Origin of the sequence: Nitrosomonas sp. Nm34 (assembly GCF_900113925.1) — a bacterium.
Taxonomy (GTDB): domain Bacteria; phylum Pseudomonadota; class Gammaproteobacteria; order Burkholderiales; family Nitrosomonadaceae; genus Nitrosomonas.
Map to the genome: position 1 here is coordinate 1 of NZ_FORD01000072.1, position 10597 is coordinate 10597.

Genomic DNA, 10597 nt, shown 5'->3' on the forward strand with positions numbered 1-10597 from the left:
GCACTACAGCCTGTGCTTGCTTTAATTCTTCTATTGTTCGGGCATTAACCAATAGTGTCTTTGCTTGTTCCAAAACTTCTTTACCACTTGCCACTTGTGCCATCACTATACTTCCTTTCATAAGTGGCTACTATTATTTCACTTATGAAGTAGAAATGGAATTAGATAGGAGCGAAAGTAATTTCACTCTGGTACGGCTGGCGTCAACAGTTAGCAATGCACCATCAGCCAATCAGTAAACGTTTACTGCAACGCAGCGATCATTTTTTACCTTACCTATAACGCTAGGGTTATACTATCCACACATCAAATTTTGGCACTCAAGCACGATGAATAATCTAAAAATTATTGGTCAACAAGGAGTTTAGCGCTTCCTTATAGCAGTTGGAAGCAGCAAAGAAATCATCGCAAGCTTGCTTGAACAAGGCAAAAATTTGATAGTGCTTGCCATACAGAATTTCTTTTTTGAAGAATTGCCAATAGCACTCAATCAGATTCAGATTGGGTGCATAAGGTGGTAGGAAGATCAATTCGATTTTTGAATCTATACTCATCGTACTTCAGAATTCGTTTTTTAATCAACAACAACCGTTCCCAGAATTTCTAAAAAACTCAGCCGGTCATCATCGTCTTCATTAATGTTTTCGCAGCGATCTCAATGCGATGTTACATGATAAAGTGTATTCGGAAATTCTAAACAAAGTGGTCTTGACATAGCCTGGCGTACATACCTACTTTTTTCTTGATTCACGACCCCAGGCCTGTTCATGATCAAACGCTCTGTCCCGTTGATAAAGAAAAATGTGCTTTTCCATAACAAATAAAGGAACCTTTTTGAAAAGAGTTCCTCAACAAAGAGAAATTTTAGCCCCTTTCCCCCCATTTAAAACAAATCGAACCCATCTAAAATATGCTTTTTTTCAGAAATGCTATTTCATAAGAAATAACCAACTCGAAAATATTCGATATGCGCAACCAAACGATGGCGGATGTGTCTTTTCGTGAAGTTGGCAGAATGAAATTGTTAACAATCATTTGATAAGGTTGTGTTTTGAATAAAACTGAAGATATTCTCCAGGCAGGCAGTAGTTCTAATCTAGTCGAATGTGGAGTTATCCCGCATCAGGTTCCTTTACGAGAACGGCCCATTCTCATGGTATTGGCCAGCGTGCATTTTATTCATATCATGGATTTCATGATGATGCTGCCATTGGGCCCGCAATTCATGAAGTTGTTTGATATTACCCCGCAGCAATTCGGGTTGCTCATTTCAGCCTATGCCTTCAGTGCGGGTGTGTGCAGCTTCTTGGCCTCATTTTTCATTGATCGGTTTGATCGTAAGCATGTATTGATTCTTCTTTGCACCGGCATGGGGATGGCTACACTGATCTGTGCATTGGCAACCGATTACGCTATGCTCCTGCTAGGACGTATGGTGACAGGCGGTTTTAGCGGGATGCTGAGTGCCATTATCTTTGCAATTGTGGCGGATATTATTCCAGAACATCGGCGGGGGGTGGCGACAGGCACTGTCATGTCTGCTTTCTCAATCGTGGCCGTGGTAGGCATGCCCATAGGAATGCTGCTTGTTAATCTAGTCGATTGGCGCGCACCGTTTTATCTCCTGAGCGCTGTGAGCAGTTTAATGATAATCATCTCGCTCCGTGTGCTTCCGTCATTACGTGATCATCTGATTCATCATCAGGAACGCCACCCTTTTCAGCAGTTACGCGCAATCTTTTGGGTGCGAAATCATCTTTATGCCTTTGCTTTAATTGCCATGTTGATGTTTGCCGGATTTTGTGTAAGCCCTTTTATCAGCACGTATATGGTGATCAATGTCGGAATGGCAGAAATTGATTTGCCTTATCTTTATTTTTTTGGTGGGCTGGCAACTTTTTTTGCTGCCCGCATTCTCGGGAGGCTTGCTGACCTTCACGGCATGAGAAAAACATTTGGTGTGACCGCCGCACTCTCTGTTTTTCCAATTCTGCTACTGACACATTTATCGACAGTGCCGACAGTCTTTGCTGTGGCAATTACCACCTTGTTCATGATGCTGGTTTCGGGCCGTTTTGTTCCCGCTATGGCGCTGGTGACCGCAAGCGTGATCCCTCGTTTGCGCGGTAGCTTTTTAAGTTTCAATATATCGGTACAACAGTTGTCAGCAGGTTTGGCTTCATTATTGACCGGTTCTATTATGGGCATTTCAGCAAATGGTGCGTTGACACATTATGATTCAGTAGGAATCATTGCATCCATTGCCACCATACTGAGTATTTTGCTGGCAGTTAAAGTGGATCGTTACCAGGAATGAAGACGCGTTCTGCTTCAGATGAGTGGAGCTCGGGTTTTTTGCAAATCTCACCGATGTTTGAGCCACTGCATGCAGCAGGAAAAGCGTTCGAGTACTTTAATCATTGGCCTGACATCGAAAACCTGAATCAATTGAATACTGATCAAGTGGGAAAAATAATTACAAAATCAGGTAAAAGCATCCATTTTGTTCCGCAAACAAAATCAACTCGTGCATTCGTGCAACAATATGAACCCAGGATCTATCTAACAGGAGAAATACAAACTCGTGCGCATAATTGGCATGATCTATTCAATGCGCTGGTTTGGGTAACTTATCCCTGTTCTAAAGCAGCCTTGAATCAGTTGCATTATCATGCCTTGTTAGAAGAAAGAGAGCATCATCAAGCAATGCGCAGTCCTTTGCGTGATGCTGCTACACTCATTGATGAATCCGGGGTAATCATCGTGAGTAGTAGCGATTATCTGATTGAACTTTTGAAAAATTTTGCTTGGAAAACGTTGTTCTGGCACCAGCGCGCAGCAGTGTTGGCGCAAATGAAATTTTTTCTGTTTGGTCATGGGTTGTATGAAAAAGCACTACACCCTTATCTGGGTATGACAGGAAAAGGTCTCCTCTTTCAGGTGAGTGAAGCTTTCTTTAATCAGCGTCTGATTGATCAGATTGCCATGATGGATAGTTGGCTGGAAGATTATTTGGCACGCGAGTGTTTGACATCGGCTGATTTAATGCCCGTACCTGTGTTAGGGTATCCAGGTTGGTCACCAGATAATAGCGATTCATCTTACTATGATAACCAGCGTTACTTTCGTCCACGAAAGATGAAAACCACATCATGATCGATCGGTTTTTCTTGAATATATCTTGTAATGGTTCTTCTTGTAATGATTCTTCTTGAGCACTTATAAGGGAGGTTGTAATGACAGATATTGCCGGATTTTTAGGAGAGGAAGCAGACAAACTTCTCAATCACGTATGTCAGGGTATTCCTAAGGCAGGATTACATGTTCCTGGGCCGGATTTTGTCGATCGAGTAGTGGCAGGAAGTGACCGCAAACCAGGTGTGTTACGGAATCTTCAGACTTTATTCAATCATGGTCGCCTGGCTGGGACAGGTTATTTATCTCTTTTACCAGTTGATCAGGGGGTGGAGCATTCAGCAGGCGCTTCATTTGCGCCCAATCTGATGTTCTTCGATCCGGAAAATATCGTCCGGCTGGCGATTGAAGGCGGTTGTAATGGCGTTGCTTCTACGCTGGGGGTATTGGGCATGGTGGCACGTCGTTATGCGCATAAAATTCCTTTTATTCTTAAAATCAATCACAACGAATTACTGACTTACCCGAATAAGTATGATCAAACTTTGTTTGCCAGTGTCGATCAGGCCTTTGACATGGGAGCCTGTGCGGTTGGGGCAACGGTATTTTTTGGCTCGGAGGAATCACGTCGCCAGATACAGGAAATTTCTGAAGCCTTTGCGCATGCGCATGATCTAGGAATGGTGACAGTCCTCTGGGCTTATACGCGCAATGCTGCTTTCAAGACGGCCGAAAAGGATTATCACGTTAGCGCTGACCTGACAGGACAAGCTAATTATCTTGGCGTAACGATTGAAGCTGATATTGTGAAACAGAAAATGGCAGAAAATAATGGTGGTTTCCAAGCGCTTAAGTTTGGTAAAACGGATGCTAAAGTGTATAGCGAGCTGACCACTGATCATCCGGTTGATCTCGTGCGCTATCAGGTAGCCAACTGCTATATGGGACGTGTCGGGATGATTAATTCAGGGGGCGCATCGGGTAAGGATGATTTACATCAGGCAGTACGAACGGCGGTAATTAATAAACGAGCGGGTGGGATGGGACTCATTTCCGGACGCAAGGCTTTCCAGAAGCCTTTTGAAGAGGGGGTCAAATTATTGAATGCCATCCAGGATGTGTATCTTTCTAAAGAAGTGACTGTTGCCTGAGAGATTGAGGAATAAGACATGTCTACTAACAACCATATTCAAGACCGGGCGGTGGGGGCCATTATGGGCGCATTCATTGGTGATGCACTAGGTGTGGGTCCTCATTGGTACTATAATCTCAATGAACTTCATCGCGATTATGGAGATTGGATTAGCGACTATACTGATCCCAAACCTGATCGCTATCATGCTGCATGCAAAGCCGGCCAGTTATCCCAGGCGGGATTTATTCTGACGCTTACCCTTCGTTCACTTGTTGAGTGTGGAGAATATAATCAGGATGACTTCTGCCGGCGGCTAGACGAAGAGCTTTTTCCGCTGCTCGATGGTACTCCTGTGAGCGGGCCTGGGGGTTACACCAGCCAGTCAATTCGTGAAGCATGGAGACGTCGCGTGCAGCAGCAGCTACCATGGGGCCAAACCGGTAGTCATGCCGATACGACCGAAGCAATTGAGCGTACCCTGGCGATAGCCGTGCGTTACGCATTCCAGCCAACTCAGCTTGCTGCCGCTATCACCAGCAACACCATGCTGACCCAGATTGACCATACGGTTGTTTCGATGACGGTCGCCTACGGTGCAGTGCTGGCGCTTCTAGTTCAAGGGCATCCTTTTGATATCGAATTGTCAGGAAAACTCATGGATTTAGTAAAAGATAATAAGTTACCTTTTCATGCGGTGACTTTGGATGATTTACAACCTCCGCGCCCTGGTGACCCTGATCCTCCTCGAGTTGGCCGTTTTGCTTCGCCTGATGCATTACTCACACCTTCTTATATGGCAGCCGCCGTAGCAGATCCGGCGATTCCGATAGAACCAGCCTGGAAAGTATCCATTGTCTATGGCATGCCATGCGCTATTTATCATCAGTTACCGGCTGCTTACTACTTGGCAGCCCGGTTTCACAATGATTTTGAATCAGCGGTGCTCCATGCGATTAATGGGGGTGGACAAAACCAAGCACGCGCGATTCTTACGGGCGCACTCACCGGTGCACAAACCGGTTTATCTGGCATTCCCCAGCGCTTTATCGATGGACTTGAAGGGGGTGCTGATCTTGTAAAGTTGGCTGGAGAACTGGCTTCAAAAGTAAAAGAGCTCTGAAATACGTGACGATAATGATGACTTGACCATTTGCTACAGGAACATGAGTTAATGAAATATTGCAGCTATGAACTCTCTGCAATATTTCTATGTGGTTTCGGTATAATATCGCTTTGCAAAGGATCGTTAACATGCGACTGATTCAGAAAGCTCTTACTTTTGATGATGTTTTACTCATCCCCGCTCATTCAGCAGTTCTACCCAGAAATGTAGATTTAACTACACGTCTCACCCGCAATATTACACTTAAGATCCCACTGGTAGCAGCAGCCATGGATACTGTTACTGAAGCAAGGTTAGCTATTGCCATTGCTCAGGAAGGAGGCATTGGCTTTATTCATAAGAATATGTCAATAAAAGCACAAGCCGCGCACGTTGCTAAAGTCAAGCGCTTTGAAAGTGGTGTGGTGACAGATCCTATCACCATCCCTCCGCATATGACCGTGCGAGGAGTGCTTGAGTTAATTCAACAACACAAGATATCTGGCTTACCTGTCGTTGAAGGTTCCAAAGTCGTGGGCATTGTGACTAACCGTGATCTCCGCTTTGAAACCAATCTGGATCAGCCGATCAAAAATATCATGACCCCTAAAAAACGATTAGTGACAGTAAAAGAAGGGGCCCCTCGTGAAGAAGTCCTGGCTTTACTACATAAGCATCGGCTGGAGAGAGTTTTGGTCATAAATGATGAATTTGAGTTACGTGGCCTGATTACTGCCAAAGATATGACTAAAACAACAGAACATCCTTATGCCACTACGGATGATCAGGAGAGATTGCGTGTCGGCGCAGCTATCGGAGTAGGGGAAGGGAGTTACGAACGGGCAGAGACACTTATTGAAGCTGGAGTAGATGTTTTAGTGGTTGATACCGCACATGGGCATTCGCAGAGTGTGCTCGATCAGGTACGGTGGGTTAAGGACCATTTTCCAGAAGTCCAGGTCGTTGGCGGTAATATTGCGACTGCGGCAGCAGCCAAAGCGCTGGTTGATAGCGGGGCAGATGCCGTGAAAATTGGCATTGGCCCTGGCTCCATCTGTACCACCAGAATTGTTGCGGGAGTGGGCGTGCCACAGATCACAGCCATTGAGAATGTCACCCGAGCATTGGAAGGAACAGGCGTGCCTGCCATAGCCGACGGTGGTATTCGTTATTCAGGTGATATTGCCAAAGCGATTGCAGCGGGAGCAAAGACTGTTATGTTAGGTGGATTGTTCGCTGGCACAGAAGAAGCACCTGGCGAAATAGAATTGTTTCAAGGAAGATCATATAAGAGCTACCGAGGGATGGGTTCGCTGTCTGCAATGCAGCAAGGATCAAGTGATCGTTATTTTCAGGATAGTAAGCTTCAAGATACCAATAAACTCGTCCCCGAAGGCGTGGAGGGGCGTGTGCCATACAAAGGATCAATCACCGCTGTCATTCACCAGTTAGTAGGAGGTGTACGCTCGAGTATGGGCTATCTGGGCTGTAGTAACATTGAAGAAATCCATGCTAAAGCTGAGTTTATTGAAATCACCTCTGCGGGCATACGTGAATCTCACGTTCATGATGTGCAGATTACCAAAGAAGCCCCTAATTACCAAGTCGAATAAAAGCAAATTTTCTTATGCATCAAAAAATCCTTATTCTGGATTTTGGCTCCCAATATACTCAGTTAATTGCTCGTCGTATTCGAGAAACAAATGTTTATTGTGAGCTACATCCCTATGATGTCACGCCGCAGTTTATTAAAGATTTTGCTCCGATAGGCATTATTCTGTCAGGTGGGCCTGCCTCAGCCTTTATTGAAGATACGCCGCGTGCGCCACAAATCGTTTTCGAGTTAGGTGTTCCTGTGTTAGGTATCTGCTATGGTATGCAGGTGATGGCTGCCCAATTGGGTGGAAAGGTAGAAAGCGCGAAAAAACGTGAGTTTGGTTATGCTGAATTATATCGGCAGGATTGCAAACTCTTTGGCGAAATGAGCGATCGTATAAATGTTGAAGGGCAAGCCGTTCTTGATGTATGGATGAGTCATGGTGATAGCGTGGTGGGACTGCCTGCTGGCTTTAAAGTCATTGCGAGTAATGCGGCAACGCCGATTGCGGCAATGGCCGATGAGGCGCGGCAATTTTACGGTCTACAATTCCATCCGGAAGTAACCCATACCTTGCAAGGGAAAGTGATTATTGAGCACTTCGTTCATGACATTTGCGCAGCTGGCTATGATTGGAATATGCCTGATTATGTTGAAGAATCCGTTAGCAGAATTCAAGCTAAAGTTGGCAAGAACAAAGTCATCCTGGGCTTATCAGGCGGAGTGGATTCTTCTGTTGCCGCTGTGCTGATCCATCGGGCAATTGGGGATCAACTTACCTGTGTATTTGTCGATAATGGCTTATTACGCCAGCAGGAAGCTGAACAGGTAATGGAAGTATTTGCCAATCATCTTCATGTAAGGGTCATTCACATTGATGCCAGCAAACAATTCCTGCAGCACTTGCAGGGTATTACTGATCCTGAGCAAAAACGTCGTATTATAGGCAGGGAATTTGTCGAGATTTTTCAGCAGGAATCAGCAAAGATTACCGATGCCAAATGGCTGGCACAAGGCACTATTTATCCGGATGTGATTGAATCTGCAAGCAGTAAAACCCAGAAAGCGCATACCATCAAATCCCATCACAATGTCGGCGGGCTCCCCGATACGTTGCATCTTGAATTACTTGAGCCACTGCGTGAGTTATTTAAGGATGAGGTGCGTGAACTAGGTTTGGTGCTGGGATTGCCCCATGATATGGTCTTTCGTCATCCCTTTCCTGGGCCTGGGCTGGGAGTCAGAATTTTAGGCGAAGTAAAACAGGAATATGCCGAGCTATTGCGCCAGGCAGATGCCATTTTTATAGAGGAGCTCAAAGCTTCTGGCTGGTATGAGCGAACCTCGCAGGCCTTTGCGGTATTCTTACCGATAAAATCAGTAGGCGTAATGGGTGATGGTCGAACCTATGAGTATGTTATCGCATTGCGTGCCATCCAAACTCAGGATTTCATGACTGCTCACTGGGCAGAATTGCCTTATACCTTGCTTGGCAAGGTTTCTAACCGAATTATCAATGAGGTGCGGGGCATTAACCGCGTGGTCTATGATATCTCGGGTAAGCCACCTGCGACGATTGAGTGGGAGTGATCCCATATCTTGCAGTGCCCGGCAGACTGTGGAATAAAGCCGCCAAGAATCCTGAGAAACCAGGGTTTTTTGCTTTTACGTCTGGCAACCCCAGGACAATTGGCTGCAGAGGTTGATGCTTCTGTCGTAAGTTCTGATGCTGATGGCAACAAACTAACAAGAATTGAATTGCTAAGCCTAAAAAGCGCAATCGAAGAAACTGCCAAAAGCTACGGAGGCTCGGTTGCGTGGATTGATGGTGCATCCCTTGATTTCGTTCATTGGGTAACAGCTAAAACAGGTGGTAATTTTATTATTGATGACGCTAAAAATAAACAGATTCCAGCAAGCATTACCAACATAAATCCTAGTTTTGCTGCTTTCGGCTGAATAGATGATCAATTAAAAACACTATTGCTCTGGTTGAGATTGATGTAAGTGGTGAGATGACTCTTACCTATGGTAACGTAGAGGAAAATGGAGTTGGTGCAGTAATTAATCCAAAGAGTGATATTGCTAAAATTCAATCAGGAATTGCTTATATTTTTAGTCAGAAAAATAAGCCAAATTCAGATAATGAAGAAAATAATATCTTATCAGTGGGCACTCCATAACTAAGCGTTGCCGTACCACAATCGGAAGTTACAAGCCAAGAGAAAAGCGCTGCTACATCAGAACCAGGAGCAAATCCTGAGCCAGAAATCAAACAGCAGGCAACCATCGAAGATGTAAACACAGTTATGCCACTACTTGAGCACTTTATTGGCAAATCACAACTATCGTTTATGATTGCCGGCATGCGTGGTGAAGAAGGCCAGTTCTTCATTGATAAATTTATGGAGGTTGCCAGCACTATCCAGACCATGCCAAAGACCAAAGAAACAGACGGGTAGGGCAGTAAAGCTATAGCCTATCTACACTACTTCAAAGGATCCGGTGATGGGTATAACTGAAAAGGACATGGAAGAAGAGCAAATACAGGCTTTTGGTCTAGCTAAGATTCAAGAGGAAGAGTTGCGTTATATCGATATTGAGACACTCATAATACATGGAGTGGAGCTTGATTTGCATTGGACGCCCAAGAGCCTTGATGCTATTCAAGGAAAAAAGATGAGCAGCAAAACGAAGATACCCAAAATTAGGACCAATTAACCCCTGTGCAATCCACAAAAAATAATGATATGCCAGATCCAATCAAATCTGCTTCCATTTCCGAACTAGAAGCATTGAAATCCGAAACCGATATCAATATCTTCAATGTAAAATTGGATGAGATTGCAGGCAGGATTGAGCAGGCTGGGATGTTGGAAGCTTTGGATAAAGAGCTTAACGATACCGCTGATGTGCTCACTCAATTGCTGGCCGAAGCTGAGAAAGCTAATTAGGAATCTCTCTTGGGAGAACGGTTTTAACGGAAAGACCGTCTTACAGTTAATTCAGTCTTTCCTAACTATAAATACCAGATGCTTATCCCTAGAGCTCTAGCCACATATCAACTTAGAGTATTAAAAATATATGCTGATGCCGGTTTTGATTTGTCATCAGCGCTTGATAGGTCAATAAAAATAATTGATGCTGCTATAGCTCTTCTTAATGAAGACGTTAATGCTGCTTTAGAACAAGCAGAAGAAATGGCAAGAAACGATGCCAAGAAAGATCCCCCTAGACAAATATTAATGTAATAGTTTAGATTTGTTCTAGGATATTCAAAAATAGAATGAAATAAGCGCTGACGGTTTAGAAATCAATTATTGAAGCTATGGCCTAACCAGTTAAGAATGATTCAGAATGTATAGGATTTGAAGAGCATCTCAACGGTCTGGTTTTGTTGTCTACGCAGTGCTTTGGCCTGTGCCCATTTATGTTCGATGGGGTTTAGATCAGGAGAATAAGCGGGCAAATATTCAAGGGTGTGCCCAGCGTTTTGTATGGCCTCTTGCGTATCCTGCCTCTTATGGAAAGTGGCATTATCCATCACAATGACGGCATGTGACGGCAATTTAGGCAACAGGTACTGCATCGCCCATTCGTGAAACACATCCGCATTGATATTGAGTGC

Annotated in this window: 13 protein-coding genes and 1 pseudogene; 12 read left to right on the top strand and 2 right to left on the bottom strand. The window is 44.5% G+C overall.

Annotated elements, in window-relative coordinates:
* Window positions 1–437: 437 nt before the first annotated feature.
* A pseudogene (locus BM283_RS20165) lies at window positions 438–536 on the bottom strand (transposase); the annotation flags it as partial.
* Between the two features lie 515 nt (window positions 537–1051).
* Between BM283_RS20165 and BM283_RS15710 the strand changes: the two are divergent.
* The 12 genes from BM283_RS15710 to BM283_RS15755 all read left to right on the top strand — a co-directional run bounded on the left by BM283_RS15710 (window position 1052) and on the right by BM283_RS15755 (window position 10220).
* Window positions 1052–2317, top strand: coding sequence for an MFS transporter (locus BM283_RS15710; protein WP_090694783.1), 1266 nt, complete (start codon window positions 1052–1054; stop codon window positions 2315–2317).
* Window positions 2314–3156: a DUF3025 domain-containing protein gene (locus BM283_RS15715; protein WP_090694785.1), complete on the top strand. Its 843-nt coding sequence runs from the start codon at window positions 2314–2316 to the stop codon at window positions 3154–3156. The genes BM283_RS15710 and BM283_RS15715 overlap by 4 nt, the downstream gene beginning before the upstream one ends.
* Window positions 3157–3236: 80 nt before the next feature.
* Complete coding sequence (locus BM283_RS15720) at window positions 3237–4286, top strand: class I fructose-bisphosphate aldolase (protein ID WP_090694788.1); 1050 nt, start codon at window positions 3237–3239, stop codon at window positions 4284–4286.
* 18 nt (window positions 4287–4304) lie between these two features.
* Entirely contained in the window at window positions 4305–5390 is a 1086-nt protein-coding gene (locus BM283_RS15725) for an ADP-ribosylglycohydrolase family protein (protein ID WP_090694789.1), read from the top strand.
* A 131-nt stretch (window positions 5391–5521) separates the two neighbouring features.
* Window positions 5522–6985, top strand: coding sequence for an IMP dehydrogenase (guaB, locus tag BM283_RS15730; RefSeq protein ID WP_090694804.1), 1464 nt, complete (start codon window positions 5522–5524; stop codon window positions 6983–6985).
* Between the two features lie 14 nt (window positions 6986–6999).
* On the top strand, window positions 7000–8559 hold the full coding sequence (gene guaA, locus BM283_RS15735) for a glutamine-hydrolyzing GMP synthase (RefSeq protein ID WP_090694792.1): 1560 nt from the start codon (window positions 7000–7002) through the stop codon (window positions 8557–8559).
* A 69-nt stretch (window positions 8560–8628) separates the two neighbouring features.
* Window positions 8629–8928 (top strand): hypothetical protein, encoded by a 300-nt coding sequence (locus tag BM283_RS15740; RefSeq protein WP_090694794.1) that lies wholly within the window; start codon window positions 8629–8631, stop codon window positions 8926–8928.
* 56 nt (window positions 8929–8984) lie between these two features.
* The gene (locus BM283_RS19040; protein ID WP_175492187.1) at window positions 8985–9152 is read left to right on the top strand and encodes a hypothetical protein; all 168 of its coding nucleotides are present in this window, start codon (window positions 8985–8987) and stop codon (window positions 9150–9152) included.
* Window positions 9153–9278: 126 nt separating this feature from the next.
* Window positions 9279–9431, top strand: a complete 153-nt coding sequence (locus BM283_RS19045; RefSeq protein WP_175492188.1) for a hypothetical protein — start codon at window positions 9279–9281, stop codon at window positions 9429–9431.
* A 46-nt stretch (window positions 9432–9477) separates the two neighbouring features.
* Entirely contained in the window at window positions 9478–9690 is a 213-nt protein-coding gene (locus BM283_RS15745; RefSeq protein WP_090694796.1) for a hypothetical protein, read from the top strand.
* A gap of 29 nt (window positions 9691–9719) precedes the next feature.
* Window positions 9720–9923 carry a hypothetical protein gene (locus BM283_RS15750; protein ID WP_090694799.1) on the top strand — a complete coding sequence of 68 codons (204 nt, stop codon included), beginning with the start codon at window positions 9720–9722 and terminating at the stop codon, window positions 9921–9923.
* Window positions 9924–10001: 78 nt separating this feature from the next.
* On the top strand, window positions 10002–10220 hold the full coding sequence (locus BM283_RS15755) for a hypothetical protein (protein ID WP_090694801.1): 219 nt from the start codon (window positions 10002–10004) through the stop codon (window positions 10218–10220).
* Window positions 10221–10321: 101 nt separating this feature from the next.
* On the opposite strand, the gene BM283_RS15760 is transcribed toward BM283_RS15755, so the two are convergent.
* Window positions 10322–10597: transposase (locus BM283_RS15760; protein WP_175492189.1), on the bottom strand; the 276-nt coding region annotated here is incomplete at its 5' end.

Coding starts and splice junctions, on each gene's coding strand:
- BM283_RS19040 (WP_175492187.1), top strand. CDS start 8,985: ATGACTCTTACCTATGGTAACGTAGAGGAAAATGGAGTTGGTGCAGTA.
- BM283_RS15755 (WP_090694801.1), top strand. CDS start 10,002: ATGCTTATCCCTAGAGCTCTAGCCACATATCAACTTAGAGTATTAAAA.
- BM283_RS15750 (WP_090694799.1), top strand. CDS start 9,720: ATGCCAGATCCAATCAAATCTGCTTCCATTTCCGAACTAGAAGCATTG.
- guaB (WP_090694804.1), top strand. CDS start 5,522: ATGCGACTGATTCAGAAAGCTCTTACTTTTGATGATGTTTTACTCATC.
- BM283_RS15745 (WP_090694796.1), top strand. CDS start 9,478: ATGGGTATAACTGAAAAGGACATGGAAGAAGAGCAAATACAGGCTTTT.
- BM283_RS15715 (WP_090694785.1), top strand. CDS start 2,314: ATGAAGACGCGTTCTGCTTCAGATGAGTGGAGCTCGGGTTTTTTGCAA.
- BM283_RS19045 (WP_175492188.1), top strand. CDS start 9,279: ATGCCACTACTTGAGCACTTTATTGGCAAATCACAACTATCGTTTATG.
- guaA (WP_090694792.1), top strand. CDS start 7,000: ATGCATCAAAAAATCCTTATTCTGGATTTTGGCTCCCAATATACTCAG.
- BM283_RS15720 (WP_090694788.1), top strand. CDS start 3,237: ATGACAGATATTGCCGGATTTTTAGGAGAGGAAGCAGACAAACTTCTC.
- BM283_RS15725 (WP_090694789.1), top strand. CDS start 4,305: ATGTCTACTAACAACCATATTCAAGACCGGGCGGTGGGGGCCATTATG.